The following is a 16511-nucleotide window of genomic DNA, read 5'->3' as shown; positions in this document are numbered from 1 at the left end:
AGCCACCTCGGCGCTCGACAATCTTACGGAGCGCGCCGTCATGGAGGCGGTGACCAATATCAGCGGTTCCAAGACCATCATTATGATCGCTCACCGCTTGTCGACCGTGCGCAACTGCGACACGATTTTCCTGCTCAGAGACGGTAAGGTGGCCGCAGAAGGCACCTATGATGCGCTGATCGAAATGGACAGCCAGTTCCGCGATATGGCGTCTGCTGGCTGACCCTGTCGTCAGGTCGGGCGGCGCCGCCCGATCCCGCCAAGAGCGGCCAATACGAACATCGCCGACCCTAACGAGACCACTGCACCCGGCACTGGCACACTGCTCACCGCGGCACCATCCGCCGCTGCCAATACCGCCACTGCAGAAGAACTGCCCGTCGCCGTAAAGAAGTGCAGATCGCCACTGTCGGTTGTGTTGCGGAAAATGAGGTTTTCCGTGAAGGTAAAGGACACCGGGTATGTGGGGTCTTCGATGCTTTGCAACGCATCTGCCGGGATCAGCGTGTTGATATTCAGCGTGTAGCGTACCGCCTCATAGACGCTGCCAGCGGCCAGCGCGCCATAGCAATAGTCGATGATAAATCCGCATGTATTGTCGGGCAGTTCGGTTTCATCAAAGCTGATCGGGGGCATGTCCGAGGTCAAGGTCAGCGCGCCTGCCGGGGTGCCCGTCGAAGAGAAGCTCAGCTGTGGAAAGTTGAACGTCCAGTCATGCCGCCCGGGGCCATAGAAATCCAGATCGGCGTGCCCATTGTAGCTTGATTGCACCAGTTTGCTGCCAGTGTCGCCCAGTGTGGGCCCAGAGGACAGCACAGTGCCAAAAGATGAGTACTCTGTCACTTCCATGTTGAAGAGCCATGTTGCCTCTCCTTCAAATGGCACGATGCTCGCAAGCGCGGGCAGTGGTGTTACAATGCAGGTGACGCCAGCCAAAAATGCGCATCTGGCACGGCGCGTCGTAGAATATAAAGTAACCATTGAAATATCTCCGCAGAGGATGTTTTGAGAATCAGAACTGCGGCCTGGGCCGCCATAAAAAGGGGATGACTGATCCCGAACATACAAAAGTAAACGCCTCACGCCTAGGATATTTACGTTCCGTTAACCATTTAGTCGGGAATGCGGGTGTCTACTAAAGGGGCGCGGCGACGTCGGCCACCTGTCTGTTTACTTACGGGACGCCCATATGGGCCACCTGCCCCGGAGCAACACACGTGGTCATATTTCGGAACATCCTGCGCCCGTGGCACCGCTTGAGATCCTGCGCTAAGGCTTGATACCGTTGATCGTGTGCATGGCGTCAGCCAGTTTGGTCAGATCAGCCGCGTAAAACCCAGCAGCGTTGATGCAGTTGGTCTCCAACATTTTCAGGCCCGTTTCCGTACGGCAGATGTCCATGACATATGCACGCGCGTAGTTCGGGTTCAAACGCACCATCTGTTCTGCGAAATCTGCAGCATCTTAGTCGATTTCAGACAGGTAAATCACGGGGTCTGGGTCAAGTTCACCAACAAACAGGACAACTTTGTGCCACGTGTAGGGAATTCCAAGACGATCCAAAACAACTGCTGGCTTCTCGGTGTCCTCAAACTGTTGCAGTATCCATTGCATACCATAGGTTTCTTTTTAGCATTGCGGCGATTGTGTTATTTGGTCGTCAAAAGCTATTGGATCCGCATTAGATCTCACCCCGATCGACCCGGATACGAAGCCACCCCAAAAACGCCTTGTCAGGGTTGCGCAGATGCGGCCGGCCCGTGCTTTGCCAAGTATGGCGCCACTGCGCCTCCAGTGCGTAAACATCCGCCCCTGGGCGCAACTGCCGGGCTGTCTCCAGCGTGGCCGGATCAAGCAACCCTGCCCCATGCCCAGTTTCAATCACAGGATCCGCAGCCCGCGGACGGATACATAGAATATCGCCGGGCTCTTCGCTCAGAACATAGTCTGGCAAAAGGTTCCGCGAGATTATCTCGCGGACCATGGCGCGAAACACCCGCAAAGGGCTGCGCGACCCGGCCTTCTTTGCCAGAACAGCCAAAGAGATCCGCCATTCAGGTTGGCGCCCACAATGCTTACGCGCCAGCTCATACAACCGACGTTCCAGCGGTTTGCGCAGATTGAAATATTCCCGGTTCAGCGTCAGGACACTTTTGGACAGCACCGCCCGATAAAGCCAATCGCTGAGGGTAATTTCAACACTGACCATCCGGCCACTGCGGGTCTTGCGCACGATCTCCCACGTTTCGATCAACCCAAAACCGCTCGTCGTGATTTTATCATCAGTGGCAATATTGGTGGTGATCCGGGTCCCTGCCAGCCGCTCAAACGCATCGCGCAAACGGCGATACCCGTCACCGCTTGTCTCGCGTCCTGTCGCCGTTAACAAATCATGCGCAGTTAAGGTCAGCTTGCGACTAACAGCGCGCCCCGCATTCAGCGCAGCAATCAATTGGCTGATGCAAAAGATCAAAATATCCGCGTCAAAGATCGTGGCGCGACCCTTTACGCTGGGCGTAATGGTGATCTCTGCGGCGTTATGTTCATAAGATAAGATCCGCCTGTCCGGGCGGGTCGTCAGTGCAAAAATCGGATGCTCCATACTGACCAGATCATGTTTGGGCATGGCACCCATAAAGTCGCAGACGAAAAAATCGCCAACGTGACCCTGCCCGGGCGTGACCCCCATCGCGGGTGTCAAAGACTGTCTTGTGGCCATCTGCTCGAGCCTGACAACGTTTCGTTGTTTCGTTGACACCAAAGCTATTTCCCACAGCAAACACTGTCTACCACAATATGAGATCTCAATCGTGGGTTCAGAGTCGGGTTAACGTGGGATCAGAGTCGCCCTATCGTGGGATCAGAGTCGGATGTTTAAAAAAAAATCCCGTAAGGCGTTGAAATAATTCAGGTAATATAAAAAGTCAAAGGTCCGTAACACTCTAATAACTGATATATAACAAAACTATTGGCGAAAAATCGCTCTTGGCCATAAAGAAAGCGCCTATTTTCCAGTGAAAAAGAGAGAATAAACGCAAACCTTGTAAGGTACCGTGTTTTTGGTTACTTATTGAAAAACACGGTATATCAAGGACACGAAGTCTCATGGGCACCCTACCCCCATACCTCAATATCAACCCAGATGATGTCGTAAAAACCTTACCTGAAGAGGTCAGTACAGATCACTTTGCTAAGATCTCAGAAGATTGCAGCAGAGGCGCAAACGATCTGATATCACGAGGGTTAGACGAGAGCGGCGAAAAAAAACTACGCCTGTTTTCAACCTGGGAAATCACCAAATATTTAATCCCTGTGGCCCCTCAATATTTTCGCCGAGTGCTAAGAGCCAACCCTGATTTACCTCAAGGACGCGCAGAAACGGAAGGCGGCGCAAAATGGTTTACCCTTGAACAGGTCTTGGAACTACGCGCCCATTTCAGTGCCGAAGGATCAAAAGCCAAAGAATACGCCCCCTACCGGCCTAAAGGACAGCCTGCCAAAATCACCGCTGTGGCAAACTTTAAAGGCGGGGTCGGAAAGACATCAACATGCGCGCATCTTGCAATGTCTGCCGCACTTGATGGCTACAAAGTCCTGGTGATCGATTTGGACAGCCAAGGGTCTATGACCTCGGTGTTCAATGGAAAAGCAGAAGACGAATGGCAGACCATCTTCCCTTTACTTGCCCGTCATTACGGCAGCTACCTGCGCCAAGACAATCAACGCAGAATGGACCGTGGCGACCCGCCTAACGCCATTGACGAGATGCTAACAACCGCGCTGGATATCACCGCCCAAGACATCATCCAAAGCACCCATTGGCCCAACATTGATCTCATTCCCGCGCAGCTCAATTTGTACTGGTCTGAATTCCAAATTCCCGTGTGGCGGATGGCCGGACGGGGATGGAAAATGTGGGATGCCCTGCATGATAGCCTGCAAGCAGATGGCGTGCTTGATGCGTATGATCTGGTGTTTCTGGATACGCCTCCTGCTCTGGGTTATTTGACCATCAATGGGTTGGCCGCCGCAGATATTGTATTGGTTCCCTTAGGCGCGTCCTTTCTGGAATTTGATTCAACGGGGCGGTTTTTCGATATGGTCCACGCCACCTTTGCCTCAATCGAAGAGGCCGAAAACATGGCTGCCCGTGCATTGGGGCGCGCCGAGCTCAAGTTTCGCTGGGATGCGGTGCGCGGCGTGATCACCCGATATGATGGCAGCCAGCAAGCCGAAATGGCAGGTGTAATGCATGCGTATCTAGGCCCTATGCTCAGCCCGAACCGACAAGGATTTACTGCGCTGATCGGGCAAGCCGGAGAGCAAGTCGCAGGTATCTATGAGGCTGACTACAGAGACTTCAACCGCGAAACCTATGTCCGTGGGCGCGCGACATTTGACGAGACCTATGCAGACTTCAAACGCTTGCTGCTAGGCGTTTGGCGGCGCGATGAAATCCGTGCTGAAGAGGCGGCACCATGATCGGGCATACAGATATCGCTTCAATTGTTTCGCACGCGAAACAACTAAATGATAAGCTATTGATAATATTGAAATCAGACTCTGATAAATACAGGTTTTCGCAATCTTTCACCATAGGATGCAGATGTTATGGCCAAACGTAAGCGCCTTTCACCAATGTCTATGGGCGCTGTTGGCAGCCCAACTCAAGATGTGCGTGGCCCTCGGGCCCCCATTGCGGATGTGGCGGCACAAACCGCACTGCAGGCTGCTTTTGATGAGGTGTCGCACGAACTGAGCTTGGCACGAACATCTGGGCGCATGATTTTGTCGTTACCGTTGGAGAGCGTCGATCCGCAGCATCTTGTGCGTGACCGGTTGACCGAAGACGACGAAGATATGATAGCCTTGCGCGATAGTGTGCGCGCGCGCGGTCAGCAAATGCCGATTGAAGTACTGGACTTGGGAGACGGCAAATATGGCTTGATCTCAGGATGGCGCCGCCTGAAAGCGTTGCAAGCCTTGCAAAAGGAGACATCCGACCCGCAGTTTTCCGTGGTTCAGGCATTGGTGCGACAACCTGATACGGCAGGAGATGCCTACAAGGCGATGGTCGAGGAAAACGAAATCCGGGCCAACCTGAGCTATTATGAACGGGCCCGAATTGCCGCAAAAGCCGCCGAACAGGGAGCCTTTCCTACGGCACGACATGCGGTGCGCGATTTATTCGCGTCGGCCAGCAGGGCGAAACGATCGAAAATTAATTCATTCTTGGTGCTGTACACCGCTTTCGACGATGCGCTGCGGTTTCCTGCGGCCATCACGGAACGGCAAGGGCTGGCGTTGGTCCGACGATTGTCGGAAGAGACCGATGCCGCACCCAAAATTGCCGCACAATTGCAAAAATCACCGGCAAATACCGCAGAAGAAGAACAAGACGCGCTCTCGCAGCTGATCGCCTCTGTTCAGGGCCCCGCCCAGATCAGTCGCGCACCCGTGCCGCCTACCCCGCCCCAGAAGGCGGTGACGGTTGAAGCCCGCCCAGGGTATATGTTGCTGACGGGGGCGGGTGTTGATGCGGCACTTATACGCAAGATTGAAACATTGGTATCAAAACACAAATGACATCCAACCACCCTACCCCGCCCCAATACGCTATTATTATCCCCCATTATAACGATGTGGTCCGGCTCAAGCGGTGTTTATCCGCGCTTGTCGATCAACTGGACGGGCGCGCCGAACTTGTTGTTGTTGATAATAGCTCAACCGACGATCTGGCGCCCATACACCAGGCATTCCCGGATGTTAGGTTCATCACAGAAACCCAAAAAGGGGCTGGCATCGCGCGCAATCGCGGCGTGGCTGACACAACCGCGCCTTACCTGTTTTTTCTGGATGCAGATTGCGTGCCTGCCGGCGATTGGTTTGCGGTCGCTTGCGAAACGGTCGCGGATGACGCTGTTATTGGCGGGGATGTTGCGGTCTTTCACGAAACCGCACCGCCGCTGACCGGAGCACAGGCGTTTGAAGCCGTGTTTGCCTTCAACCAAAAGAATTACGTGCTGAACAAAGGCTTTTCTGTCACGGCCAATCTGCTGACGACACGGGCGGTCTTTGAACGCACCGGGGTCTTTCGGGTTGGGGTGTCCGAAGATCTTGATTGGTGCCTTCGGGCAACGGCTGCGGGCAGCGCGTTGCGCTATGCTCCTGACCTGCGGGTCAGCCATCCGTCACGCAATGATTGGCCAGAATTGAAACGCAAGTGGCGGCGATTGGTTGAAGAATCCTTTGGCTTGCAGGCCTCAGGACTTAGGGGGCGTTTGGTCTGGGCGCGCCGTGCCGTGATGATGTTTGCGAGCCCCTTTGCCCATTTACCAACGGTCTTGCGCCACGGATCTCTTATGCCGGGCGAGAAATATCGCGCAGCGGTGACGCTGTTCAGACTGCGCTGGCTGCGAGGGGCTTGGATGTTCCAGCAGGCTGTTTTTGGGCGGATATAAGCCCCATATAGGGGCTGGCAGCCGGTTTCGTTGCTATCTGAGCGAACTTACGCCACACAGTTTTTAGTAGGTAAATGTGTGTGGGAGTAAGCAGATGAATTGGAAAGTATCGTTGGTGGGTGCATTTGATCGCTTCAATTACGGAGACGTCCTGTTTGCACGTATTTCTGAACATTTACTGCGACAGGCGTTGCCAAAGGCAGATATTGATTTTTACGCCCTTCGGCGGGCAGATCTGCGCGCCGAAGGTGGCGTGGTCTGCAAACCGCTGAGTGAACTTTACAGCCAACGCCTTAGCGCCGATACGCGCCACTTGGTGGTTTTGACCGGTGGCGAGCTTTTGGCGCCCAGTTGGGGGCAGATGGTGGAACATTTGGTCTCGCCCAAAATTAGCAAACACATCATGACGCTACACCACAAGACGCGCTACGCGTTTTGGACGCCAATATGGCGCCGCGTATTTGGGTGCCAAAATCAACAGCCCTGGACATTGGACCCCCGCGATTTGCCGTCGGGTTCGGAACCTGCCCAGGTGGTTTACAATGCGGTTGGCGGCGTCAGTACGGGACGTCTGGGCGCGCGGGTTATTGCTTGGCAAACGGCTGCGTTAAAGCGGGCCAGTTGGTTAACTGTGCGTGATACGCCCACAGCGCAGGCTGTTGCGGGCCGTGGATTGCCGATGCCGGACGTGGTGCCAGACAGCGCCGTGACCATGTCTGACCTGATATCCAAAGACACACGCCTGCATGAACGCGCCGCCATATTGAAGGCTGCGGGGCTGGACGACGCACCCTATCTTTGTGTGCAACTGGCCGAACGTTGGTCGCGTGACTGCGATGACGTGGTGGCCGAACAGTTGCGAGAGGTCCATCGCCGGACGGGGCTGCAGGTTTTGTCTTTTGCCATTGGGCGTGCCTCGGCGCATGATGATCAAATCACCTCTTTGCGGTTGCAGGCCCGTTTGGGCAACACGCCGTGGTTTGGGGTCGCCCCTGAGACCCTGACCGTAGATCAGATTATGGCGTTGATTGCTGGGTCGCAGGCCTATGTTGGCACCAGCCTGCATGGCTATATTACGGCCTTTGTCTTTAAACGTGCACGTGTGGGGCTGGAGCCTTCGGTGCGCAAGGTTGCCGGGTTCCGAGACGCTTGGGATACGGCCAAGATGCCTGCGGGTCGGCGGGTTGGGGCCATTGCCGATAGCCTAGATCAGGCGCTTGTCGCAGCACCAAAAGTGACCCCAAACAGCACAATAGAGACCTATAGGAACAGTTTCGCAACGATGCTTGCCCGCGTAGGTGCCGTTTGATGGCCAAGGCGGCGGATACCCCCATACAGATTGCAGTTTGTTTTTTCGGGATCACCCGATCATTGCGCCACACATTGCCTTCTATTGAAACTCACGTGTTGGATGTGGCGCGGGCCACGGGGCACCCTGTGCACGTATATGCGCATTTCTTCGAGCAGGCCCAGATCGACAACCCGCGCACAGGTGAAACAGGCGCCCTCGAGCAGGATGAACACAAGCTTTTGCCGTTGGATCAGGTGGCATTAGAAGCCCCCGGGGCCTGCCTGGCCGAATGGGACTTTGAGGGGCTCAAGTCGTTCGGCGATTTCTGGGGGACAGATTTCACATCGCTGCGCAATTTGGTGCATCAATTGCATTCGTTGAAACAGGTGACTGAAATGGCGGGGCAGGCGGATGTGGTTATTTTTGCCCGCCCGGATCTGGAATATCACGACAGTATGGCCAAACCTTTGCGCGCAGCTTTGCGTGTGGCACGGGCGGGGAAAGGCGGCGTTTGGTTGCCTTGGTGGCAGGCGTGGTTCGGCCGCAACGACCGCTTTGCCATTTGTGCGGGCGCGCAGGCGATCAAGGCCTATGGCACCCGTGTCACCCGGATGCGTGATTTTTGCGAAACGGGGCCGCGCCCGATGCATGCGGAGGCCTTTGTCGATTTTGTTTTGAACGACGCGGGTGTGGCTGTTCATTCGATTGGTCAGCGGGCCAGCCGGGTGCGGGCAGGCGGCCAGCGCGCAGAGGAAGAATTTTTACATCCGGCGACGCGTAAGCTATTGCGGGCCTGGTGGAAGCTAGACCGGTTGTCAGGGCTACGTGCATTGCGCCATCGGCTGTCCCCGCCAAATAAGACCGACCACAATACATAAGGCAGACCCCGTGACAGACAGCCAAAACCCGTCTCTGACAGAGGCAGAACTCACCGTTATTGTCATTAGCTATAATACCCGTGACATGACATTGACCGCGATCCGTTCGCTCTATGAAACCACCAAGAACGTGGCGATCAATGTGGTGGTCTTTGACAATGCCTCTAGCGATGGATCAGCCGAAGCCGTGGCCGAGGCCTTTCCGCAGGCGCGGGTCATCGCGTCGCCTGATAATTTGGGCTTTGCCAAAGCCAACAATGTGGTCGCGTCCGAGGTCGAGACCGAATGGTTGCTGCTGCTTAACCCCGATACCGAATGTCACCCCGGCGCGGTGGACAATCTGATGGCCTTTGCGCAGGCGCGGCCACAGGCGGGCATTTGGGGGGGGCGTACGGTGTTCCCGGATGGGTCGCTTAATATTGCGTCGTGTTGGATGCGGATCACACCCTGGAGCCTGCTATGTCGCAGCTTGGGGCTGTCGACCTTGTTTCCTAAATCAGAATTGTTGAATTCTGAGGCAATAGGGGGCTGGCAACGTGACACAGTGCGTGAGGTGGACATTGTTGTGGGGTGTTTTCTGCTGATCAAACGGTCGCTTTGGAATGAGCTAGACGGCTTTGACCTGCGCTATTTCATGTATGGCGAAGAGGCAGACCTGTGTTTGCGCGCCGCGAAACAGGGCTACCGTCCGGCCATCACCCCAGATGCGCAGATCATGCATGTGGTTGGGGCGGCCAGTAAAACACGCGGTGACAAGATCTTGTTGGTCACCAAGGCGCGCGCGACGCTGGTGCGCGACCACTGGCCTGCTGCGCTTGTGCCTTTGGGGTTGGTGTTGATGTGGATCGCGGTTGGGGTGCGCACACTCGGGCTGGGTCTTTTGGCCAAGCTGCGCGGCGGGCGCTGGGTGGATCGGGCCACCGCCCAAACCGAGGTTTGGCGCGCGCGCCGCGATTGGCTGGTCGGGTATTAAAGAGCCCTAGCTGCCCCCCGCAGGGTCATAGCCAAATCGCGCATAGTCCGCGGCATAAAAATCTGTGATCATACTGCGTTGAGAGACGAAAGCGGCCTCAATTTCGGGTGTGTATTTCGACGCCTTCTTGTGCTCTTTTTTGGGGCTACGCAGCCGGTGTAGGAACGGTTTCGGCGGTTCTTCGAACCCACCACAGATCGCAATTTTAGCCTTGCGCACGCCGTCTTCTTCGAGCTTGAACAGATCTACATCAACGTCTTTTGGTATAAAATCGACCTGTGGGCGTATGTGGTTGTCGTTCACATTGGGGTCCTCGTTTGCCTGACAGAGGATGTCTTTGATCCAAGTCGCAGGGTCGGGCCATGTGTCGGATCTGCGGAAGTGCCAATAATATTCAGACTTTAGCCGATTAAACGGGTCGCGTGTGATCGCCACAATGGATGAAAATGCTTTGAAATTAAGGACATGCTCCATAATTTCCGCATGAAAATGCTGGGGAGACGCCTTGAGGAAACTCAAGCGATCAGCCGCGATACCACGCACACTCAAAACCTCTCGCCACCCCAGATCGGCCATGTCTCTTTCAAGAGACGACCCCCCCGTTTTAGGGATATGAATGAACAAAGCCGCTTTGCCATTTCGGAGTAGTACGGGCATAGAACGTGAAACCTTTCGACTGGTACGCTGAGCACAAGGTGAGAACATCTCGCATTCTTATGTGGTGAGTTCCAGCCTCTTTATGCCACGCGAAACGTGATTGATGGGCGCGGTCGCAGTCATTTCGCCTTAAATTTATGCATCATAAACCCAGATAAGCAGCAGAACACTTATGTGGCCCGGTCTGGTGTGACATAGGTAGCGCCCCAAAGCCTGCGGCGAATGTGATTGGGGTATTTTTGCCAACGACTCATCAAAAAATATGCATTAAATTTACGGCGCCCTCGTTATTCTAAAATTGCTCTGATACGGAAAGTGCCATGTTGAATATTCTAGTCACCGGTTCGGCCGGATTTATCGGGTTCCATCTGAGCCGCCTTTTGCTGGACGAAGGCTTTAGAGTGCATGGCTTTGACGGCATGACCGATTACTATGATGTGCGCTTGAAAGAGCGTCGTCATCAAATGCTGCTGCAAAATGAACGGTTTACAACCACCATCGGCATGCTGGAAGACGCGGACCTTTTTGCCAAAACGGCGGCTGATTTCAAGCCCGACGTGATCGTGCATTTGGCGGCGCAGGCAGGTGTGCGCTACAGCCTCGAAAACCCGCGCGCCTACATCGAAAGCAACGTGGTGGGCACCTTCAATGTCATGGAAGCCGCGCGCGCCCATAAAGTGCAACACCTGCTGATGGCCTCGACCTCTTCGGTGTACGGCGCCAACGAAGACATGCCCTTTGCCGAAACCGACAAAGCCGACACCCCCCTGACGATCTATGCGGCCACCAAAAAGGCCAATGAGGCGATGGGTCATTCCTACGCGCATCTGTACGATCTGCCGACCACCATGTTCCGGTTTTTCACCGTCTATGGGCCTTGGGGCCGGCCGGATATGGCGTTGTTCAAATTCACTGACGGGATCCTCAAGGGGCGCCCCATCGACATTTACAACAACGGCGAGATGTACCGCGATTTCACCTATGTGACGGACCTGGTGCGCGGCATTCGGTTGTTGATCGATGCGGTGCCCGCGCTGCCCGGTGCCGACACCCCACCCATTGCTGGCGATAACCTTAGCCCCGCTGCCCCCTTCCGGGTGGTCAATATTGGCAACTCCGACAAGGTGCGCTTGCTGGATTTCATTGATGAAATCGAACGGTGTCTGGGCCAAACCGCCATCCGCAACATGATGCCCATGCAAACAGGTGACGTGCCCGCCACATGGGCCAATGCGGATTTGCTGCAAACGCTGACGGGGTACACCCCACAGACGGATTTCCGCGATGGGATCGCCGAGTTTGTGTCGTGGTTCCGCGAGTATCACGGTGTCTAACGGGGCGGCTGGAGTGTCTTGCATGATGCTTTGTAAACAGGAAAAACTGCTGGCGGTTGCCAGTGAGAGGACGCGCATATGGACACGGTACTTGTAACGGGTGGGGCTGGTTATATCGGCTCGCACGCTTGTAAGGCGCTCAAGGCGGCGGGTTATTTGCCGGTGACGTTTGATAACCTGGTCACCGGGTGGGAAGACGCGGTTAAATTCGGCCCCTTTGCGCGCGGCGATCTCCTGGACCGGGCACGACTAGACGAAGTGTTCGCCGAATATCGCCCGATTGCGGTCATGCATTTTGCAGCTCTGAGCCAAGTGGGCGAAAGCATGCAGAACCCGGGCCTGTACTGGCACAACAACGTCACTGGGTCGTTGAACCTGATCGAGGCGGCTGTGGCGGCTGGGTGCCAACAGATGGTCTTTTCTTCGACCTGTGCCACCTACGGCGAACAAGACAATGTTGTGCTGGACGAAGATAGCATGCAACGCCCGATCAACGCCTATGGGGCATCCAAACAGGCCATTGAACAGATGTTGCGCGACTTTGAAGCCGCCCATGGATTGCGGCATGTGATCTTTCGATATTTCAACGTGGCCGGGGCCGACCCTGATGCAGAAGTGGGTGAGTTCCACCAACCCGAGACACATCTGGTTCCGTTGATGTTGGATGCAATTTCGGGCAAGCGTGCGGCGCTGACAATTTTCGGGACAGACTATGACACGCCGGATGGGACCTGCATCCGCGATTATGTGCACGTCTGCGATCTGGTTGATGCGCATGTGCTGGGGTTGGCTTGGCTGCGTGACAACAAGCCCAGCCGGGTGTTTAATCTCGGTACGGGGACAGGGTTCTCGGTGCGCGACGTGGCTGACCACAGTCACAACGTGACCAATCGCGCGGTGCCGTTAACGGAAGGTCCGCGCCGGGCGGGGGATTGCACCAAGCTGGTTTCGGGGTCTTCGCGGGCCAAGGCCGAGCTGGGCTGGCAACCAGACCGTTCGACACTTGCGTCGATGATCGGCGATGCGTGGCGTTGGCACCAGTCTGGCCATTACGATAAATAACCGAGGGCAGGGGGCTGCGTGCCGCTTCCTGCATCATCCGACCTAGATGGGAAGGGCTTTGTAAACGGCCACGGGCCTTTGTGGATGACAGGTGTCGCGGGTCTTGGTAGGTGATGGGCCAATTGTGGTGGTGTAAAGGTTTTTGGTTTGCAGATTGAACAGACAAAATTGCCGGGCGTTCTTCTTATCACGCCCAAACGGTTTGGTGATGCACGTGGGTTTTTCAGCGAAAGCTGGAGCAAACGCCAAATGGCGGACGCCGGGCTTGATCATGATTGGGTGCAAGACAACCATTCGCTGTCAATGCAGGTGGGCACGGTACGTGGCCTGCATTTCCAATCTCCGCCCCATGCCCAAGACAAGCTGGTGCGCTGCGGACGCGGTGTGCTCTATGATGTAGCGGTGGATATCCGCCGAGGGTCCCCCACCTACGGGCAATGGGTGGGCGCCGAGCTTAGCTTTGAAAATGGCAAGCAGTTGTTGGTACCCGCTGGGTTCCTACATGGGTTTGCCACCCGCGCCCCCGAAACCGAGATCATCTACAAATGTTCTGATTACTACGCGCCTGACTGTGACGGAGCGGTGCGTTTTGATTGCCCAGACATCGGAATTGATTGGGGTTTAGACGGGTTAGAGCCTGTTTTGTCCGAAAAAGACGCCGCCGCTTCGGGGTTGGCTGAGTTCGACAGCCCTTTTACCTATGAAGGATAAGCCCATGAAACTGCTGGTAACCGGAGGGGCGGGGTTCATCGGGTCTGCCGTTGTACGGCTAGCCGTGGCGCAGGGCCACGCGGTGGTCAACCTGGATGCGCTGACCTATGCTGCCTGTCTCGAAAACGTGGCCGACGCGGCACAGCACCCTGATTATGTCTTTGAGCAGGCCGACATACGGGACCGCGCCGCGCTGGACCGTATCTTTGCGACCCATAAACCCGATGCAGTGATGCATCTGGCCGCAGAAAGCCACGTTGATCGGTCTATTGATGGCCCCGGTGATTTCATCGAGACCAACATCACCGGCACCTACCAGATGCTGGAAGCCGCGCGCAGCTATTGGATGGCGCAGGGTAAACCAGATGAGTTCCGGTTCCACCATATCTCTACGGATGAGGTGTTTGGCAGCTTGGGCGAGACCGGGCAATTCACCGAAACTACGCCATATGACCCACGTAGTCCCTATTCTGCGTCCAAAGCGGCCTCGGATCATCTGGTGCGCGCCTGGGCCGAAACCTATGGCTTGCCGGTCGTCATGACCAACTGTTCCAACAACTACGGGCCCTATCATTTCCCTGAAAAGCTGATCCCTGTGGTGATCCTGAACGCGCTGGCGGGCAAGGACATCCCTGTTTACGGGGCGGGCGAAAACGTGCGCGATTGGCTTTATGTCGAAGACCACGCAGATGCGTTGCTGACGGTGCTGCAAAAAGGCACCTTGGGGCGCAGTTACAACATCGGCGGTGAAAACGAGGCCAAGAACATCGACATTGTGCGGATGATTTGCGCAATATTAGACACTAAACGGCCCAAAAGCAGCCCCTACGCAGAGCAAATCAGCTTTGTGACCGACCGTCCAGGGCATGACCTGCGCTATGCAATTGACCCCACGCGTATCGCCACCGAATTGGGCTGGCGCCCATCGGTGACGCTTGAGGAAGGTTTGGAAAAAACCGTGCAGTGGTATCTGGACAATGAAGACTGGTGGCGTGCGCTGCAAACCCGTGACGGCGTGGGTCAACGCCTTGGGGCCAAAGCGTGAAGGTTCTTGTTTTTGGGAAAACGGGGCAGGTAGCGACAGAACTGGCCCGGTTTGACGATGTGGTGTGTTTGGGGCGCGATCAGGCCGACCTGACCGACCCGAGCACCTGCGAGGCGATTATCGCAAACACAGACGCGGCGGCTGTGATCAACGCGGCGGCCTACACGGCCGTCGATAAAGCCGAAGACGACCGCGACACAGCGATGATCGTGAATGCGATGGCCCCCACCGCGATGGCGGCTGCGGCGGCCGCGCGCGATCTGCCATTTGTGCACATCTCGACGGATTACGTTTTTGAGGGCGGCGGCACTGCCCCATGGCACCCTGATGACCCGACGGGCCCTTTGGGGGTTTACGGCGCCAGCAAGCTGGGCGGCGAGCGCGGCGTGACCGGCGCAGGTGGGCGCGGTGCGATCCTGCGAACCTCTTGGGTGTTTTCCGCCCATGGCAATAATTTTGCCAAAACCATGCTGCGGCTCGGAGCCGAGCGGGACGCGTTGAGCATCGTTGCCGACCAAATCGGCGGGCCCACGCCAGCGCGTGCCATTGCCGCGGCTTGTATGACCATGGCGCAGGCTTTGGCGCAGGACGCAACCAAGGCCGGCACCTATCATTTTAGCGGCGCAGCAGACGTCAGCTGGGCCGATTTCGCGCGTGATATTTTTGCGCAGGCGGACCTGTCGGTAGAGGTGACCGATATTTTGACCTCTGCCTATCCGACACCGGCGACACGCCCCTTGAATTCCCGGCTCGATTGCACGGCCACTGAACGTGTGTTTGGCCTCAAGCGCCCCGATTGGCGCGCCGGGCTGGGCGACGTTCTGGCCGACCTGAACAGAGCCTAATAAAGGAGATTTCCATGACCAAACGCAAAGGTATCATTCTCGCAGGTGGGTCGGGCACGCGGCTCTATCCGATCACGCTGGGGGTCTCCAAACAACTGCTGCCGATCTACGACAAGCCGATGATCTACTACCCGTTGTCGGTGCTGATGCTGGCAGGGATCCGAGAGATTGCGATGATCACGACGCCGCAGGATCAGGCCCAATTCCAACGCATGTTAGGGGATGGATCGCAATGGGGCATCAGCCTGACATATATCGAACAACCCTCGCCCGACGGGTTGGCGCAGGCCTTTATTCTGGCCGAAGACTTCCTGGATGGCGCGCCGTCGGCGCTGGTGCTGGGGGACAACATCTTCTTTGGTCATGGGCTGCCCGATCTAATGGCCGCCGCAGATGACCAGCCCATGGGTGCCACGGTCTTTGGCTACCAGGTGGCCGATCCTGAACGCTATGGTGTGGTCGATTTCGATGCAAAGGGCACGGTGCGCGGCATTATCGAAAAACCGCCTGTGCCACCGTCGAATTTCGCGGTTACGGGGTTGTATTTCGTCGATGGGGCGGCCCCGGCCAAGGCGCGCGCTGTCGAACCTTCGGCGCGCGGAGAAGTCGAGATCACCACCCTGCTTGAGATGTACCTTGAGGAACAATCCCTGACGGTGCAACGCATGGGGCGGGGGTATGCTTGGCTGGACACGGGCACCCATGGCAGCCTGTTGGATGCGGGGAATTTCGTGCGTACGATCGAACAGCGGCAAGGTCAGCAAATCGGCTGCCCAGAAGAGATCGCCTTTCAGTTAGGTTGGATCACCCGCGAAGATCTGGCCCGCGAGGCAAAGAAATACGCCAAAAATGACTATGGAACCTATCTAGATAGTCTCTAAAACCAGTGTTTTAACAAAAGCGGATTGCATCTTATGTCTGTCAAATTTGGCACAAGCGGCTTGCGCGGGCTGGTCACGGGTATGACCCCAGATCTGATTTCTGATCATGTACAGGCCTTTGTGCGTGCGTGTGATACAGGCGGGGTTCTTTGTGTCGGGCGCGACCTTAGGCCGTCTTCGCCGCGTATCGCGGGGGATGTGATCGCCGCCGCCCGGGCCGTTGGTTGCCGGGTGATTGATTGCGGGGCCTTGCCCACCCCGGCGTTGGCACTGGCGGCCCAAGCGGTGCAGGGGGGCGCGGTTATGGTCACCGGCAGCCATATCCCCGCAGATCGCAACGGGTTGAAATTTTATGTCCGGTCTGGCGAGATCA

General features: G+C 56.3%; 16 protein-coding genes and 3 pseudogenes. 14 read left to right on the top strand and 5 right to left on the bottom strand.

Annotation, left to right across the window (positions count from 1 at the left end):
• Window positions 1–223 (top strand): annotated as a pseudogene (locus tag ABJQ89_RS12655) (ABC transporter ATP-binding protein); the annotation flags it as partial.
• Between the two features lie 8 nt (window positions 224–231).
• On the opposite strand, the gene ABJQ89_RS12650 reads toward ABJQ89_RS12655, so the two are convergent.
• The 4 genes and pseudogenes from ABJQ89_RS12650 to ABJQ89_RS12635 all read right to left on the bottom strand — a co-directional run bounded on the left by ABJQ89_RS12650 (window position 232) and on the right by ABJQ89_RS12635 (window position 2719).
• Window positions 232–981, bottom strand: a complete 750-nt coding sequence (locus ABJQ89_RS12650; RefSeq protein ID WP_348407010.1) for a hypothetical protein — start codon at window positions 979–981, stop codon at window positions 232–234.
• A 288-nt stretch (window positions 982–1269) separates the two neighbouring features.
• Window positions 1270–1449: pseudogene (locus ABJQ89_RS12645) on the bottom strand (ATP-grasp domain-containing protein); the annotation flags it as partial.
• 15 nt (window positions 1450–1464) lie between these two features.
• Window positions 1465–1614, bottom strand: coding sequence for a hypothetical protein (locus ABJQ89_RS12640; protein ID WP_348407009.1), 150 nt, complete (start codon window positions 1612–1614; stop codon window positions 1465–1467).
• A gap of 67 nt (window positions 1615–1681) precedes the next feature.
• Window positions 1682–2719 (bottom strand): replication initiator protein A, encoded by a 1038-nt coding sequence (locus ABJQ89_RS12635; RefSeq protein ID WP_348407008.1) that lies wholly within the window; start codon window positions 2717–2719, stop codon window positions 1682–1684.
• Between the two features lie 386 nt (window positions 2720–3105).
• On the opposite strand from ABJQ89_RS12635, the gene ABJQ89_RS12630 reads away from it, so the two are divergent.
• The 6 genes from ABJQ89_RS12630 (at window position 3106) to ABJQ89_RS12605 (ending at window position 9603) form a co-directional block, all read left to right on the top strand.
• Window positions 3106–4482, top strand: coding sequence for an AAA family ATPase (locus ABJQ89_RS12630; RefSeq protein ID WP_348486926.1), 1377 nt, complete (start codon window positions 3106–3108; stop codon window positions 4480–4482).
• 156 nt (window positions 4483–4638) lie between these two features.
• A complete protein-coding gene (locus tag ABJQ89_RS12625; RefSeq protein WP_348496576.1) occupies window positions 4639–5586 on the top strand; it encodes a ParB N-terminal domain-containing protein in 948 nt (315 codons plus the stop codon).
• The gene (locus tag ABJQ89_RS12620; protein WP_348407052.1) at window positions 5583–6461 is read left to right on the top strand and encodes a glycosyltransferase; all 879 of its coding nucleotides are present in this window, start codon (window positions 5583–5585) and stop codon (window positions 6459–6461) included. Before ABJQ89_RS12625 ends, ABJQ89_RS12620 begins: the two co-directional genes overlap by 4 nt.
• A 94-nt stretch (window positions 6462–6555) precedes the next feature.
• A complete protein-coding gene (locus tag ABJQ89_RS12615; protein WP_348407051.1) occupies window positions 6556–7770 on the top strand; it encodes a polysaccharide pyruvyl transferase family protein in 1215 nt (404 codons plus the stop codon).
• A complete protein-coding gene (locus tag ABJQ89_RS12610) occupies window positions 7770–8630 on the top strand; it encodes a hypothetical protein (RefSeq protein WP_348407050.1) in 861 nt (286 codons plus the stop codon). The genes ABJQ89_RS12615 and ABJQ89_RS12610 overlap by 1 nt, the downstream gene beginning before the upstream one ends.
• 10 nt (window positions 8631–8640) lie before the next feature.
• On the top strand, window positions 8641–9603 hold the full coding sequence (locus tag ABJQ89_RS12605; protein ID WP_348407049.1) for a glycosyltransferase family 2 protein: 963 nt from the start codon (window positions 8641–8643) through the stop codon (window positions 9601–9603).
• Between the two features lie 6 nt (window positions 9604–9609).
• Here the strand turns inward: ABJQ89_RS12605 and ABJQ89_RS12600 are convergent, their stop codons facing one another.
• A complete protein-coding gene (locus tag ABJQ89_RS12600; protein ID WP_348407048.1) occupies window positions 9610–10260 on the bottom strand; it encodes a sulfotransferase family 2 domain-containing protein in 651 nt (216 codons plus the stop codon).
• A 320-nt stretch (window positions 10261–10580) separates the two neighbouring features.
• Here ABJQ89_RS12600 and ABJQ89_RS12595 point away from each other — a divergent pair, with 320 nt between their 5' ends.
• The 7 genes and pseudogenes from ABJQ89_RS12595 to ABJQ89_RS12565 all read left to right on the top strand — a co-directional run.
• Window positions 10581–11594, top strand: coding sequence for an NAD-dependent epimerase/dehydratase family protein (locus ABJQ89_RS12595; RefSeq protein ID WP_348407047.1), 1014 nt, complete (start codon window positions 10581–10583; stop codon window positions 11592–11594).
• Between the two features lie 78 nt (window positions 11595–11672).
• The gene (gene galE, locus ABJQ89_RS12590) at window positions 11673–12656 is read left to right on the top strand and encodes a UDP-glucose 4-epimerase GalE (RefSeq protein ID WP_348407046.1); all 984 of its coding nucleotides are present in this window, start codon (window positions 11673–11675) and stop codon (window positions 12654–12656) included.
• 147 nt (window positions 12657–12803) lie between these two features.
• On the top strand, window positions 12804–13367 hold the full coding sequence (rfbC, locus tag ABJQ89_RS12585; RefSeq protein ID WP_348407045.1) for a dTDP-4-dehydrorhamnose 3,5-epimerase: 564 nt from the start codon (window positions 12804–12806) through the stop codon (window positions 13365–13367).
• Window positions 13368–13371: 4 nt separating this feature from the next.
• Window positions 13372–14412 (top strand): dTDP-glucose 4,6-dehydratase, encoded by a 1041-nt coding sequence (gene rfbB / locus ABJQ89_RS12580; RefSeq protein WP_348407044.1) that lies wholly within the window; start codon window positions 13372–13374, stop codon window positions 14410–14412.
• A complete protein-coding gene (rfbD, locus tag ABJQ89_RS12575) occupies window positions 14409–15257 on the top strand; it encodes a dTDP-4-dehydrorhamnose reductase (protein WP_348407043.1) in 849 nt (282 codons plus the stop codon). Before rfbB ends, rfbD begins: the two co-directional genes overlap by 4 nt.
• 14 nt (window positions 15258–15271) lie before the next feature.
• Window positions 15272–16138 carry a glucose-1-phosphate thymidylyltransferase RfbA gene (gene rfbA, locus ABJQ89_RS12570; protein ID WP_348407042.1) on the top strand — a complete coding sequence of 289 codons (867 nt, stop codon included), beginning with the start codon at window positions 15272–15274 and terminating at the stop codon, window positions 16136–16138.
• A 33-nt stretch (window positions 16139–16171) separates the two neighbouring features.
• Window positions 16172–16511 (top strand): annotated as a pseudogene (locus ABJQ89_RS12565) (phosphomannomutase); the annotation flags it as partial.

This window comes from Planktotalea sp., assembly GCF_039984035.1.
Classification (GTDB): Bacteria; Pseudomonadota; Alphaproteobacteria; order Rhodobacterales; family Rhodobacteraceae; genus Planktotalea.
Note: the sequence above shows the minus strand (reverse complement) of the source record. Positions and strands in the feature narration are given on the sequence as shown.

Bases quoted from the DNA above. Each gene is read 5' to 3' on its own strand.
- ABJQ89_RS12650 (WP_348407010.1), bottom strand. From the start codon at position 981: ATGGTTACTTTATATTCTACGACGCGCCGTGCCAGATGCGCATTTTTG.
- ABJQ89_RS12640 (WP_348407009.1), bottom strand. From the start codon at position 1,614: ATGCAATGGATACTGCAACAGTTTGAGGACACCGAGAAGCCAGCAGTT.
- ABJQ89_RS12635 (WP_348407008.1), bottom strand. From the start codon at position 2,719: ATGGCCACAAGACAGTCTTTGACACCCGCGATGGGGGTCACGCCCGGG.
- ABJQ89_RS12630 (WP_348486926.1), top strand. From the start codon at position 3,106: ATGGGCACCCTACCCCCATACCTCAATATCAACCCAGATGATGTCGTA.
- ABJQ89_RS12625 (WP_348496576.1), top strand. From the start codon at position 4,639: ATGTCTATGGGCGCTGTTGGCAGCCCAACTCAAGATGTGCGTGGCCCT.
- ABJQ89_RS12620 (WP_348407052.1), top strand. From the start codon at position 5,583: ATGACATCCAACCACCCTACCCCGCCCCAATACGCTATTATTATCCCC.
- ABJQ89_RS12615 (WP_348407051.1), top strand. From the start codon at position 6,556: ATGAATTGGAAAGTATCGTTGGTGGGTGCATTTGATCGCTTCAATTAC.
- ABJQ89_RS12610 (WP_348407050.1), top strand. From the start codon at position 7,770: ATGGCCAAGGCGGCGGATACCCCCATACAGATTGCAGTTTGTTTTTTC.
- ABJQ89_RS12600 (WP_348407048.1), bottom strand. From the start codon at position 10,260: ATGCCCGTACTACTCCGAAATGGCAAAGCGGCTTTGTTCATTCATATC.
- ABJQ89_RS12595 (WP_348407047.1), top strand. From the start codon at position 10,581: ATGTTGAATATTCTAGTCACCGGTTCGGCCGGATTTATCGGGTTCCAT.
- galE (WP_348407046.1), top strand. From the start codon at position 11,673: ATGGACACGGTACTTGTAACGGGTGGGGCTGGTTATATCGGCTCGCAC.
- rfbB (WP_348407044.1), top strand. From the start codon at position 13,372: ATGAAACTGCTGGTAACCGGAGGGGCGGGGTTCATCGGGTCTGCCGTT.
- rfbA (WP_348407042.1), top strand. From the start codon at position 15,272: ATGACCAAACGCAAAGGTATCATTCTCGCAGGTGGGTCGGGCACGCGG.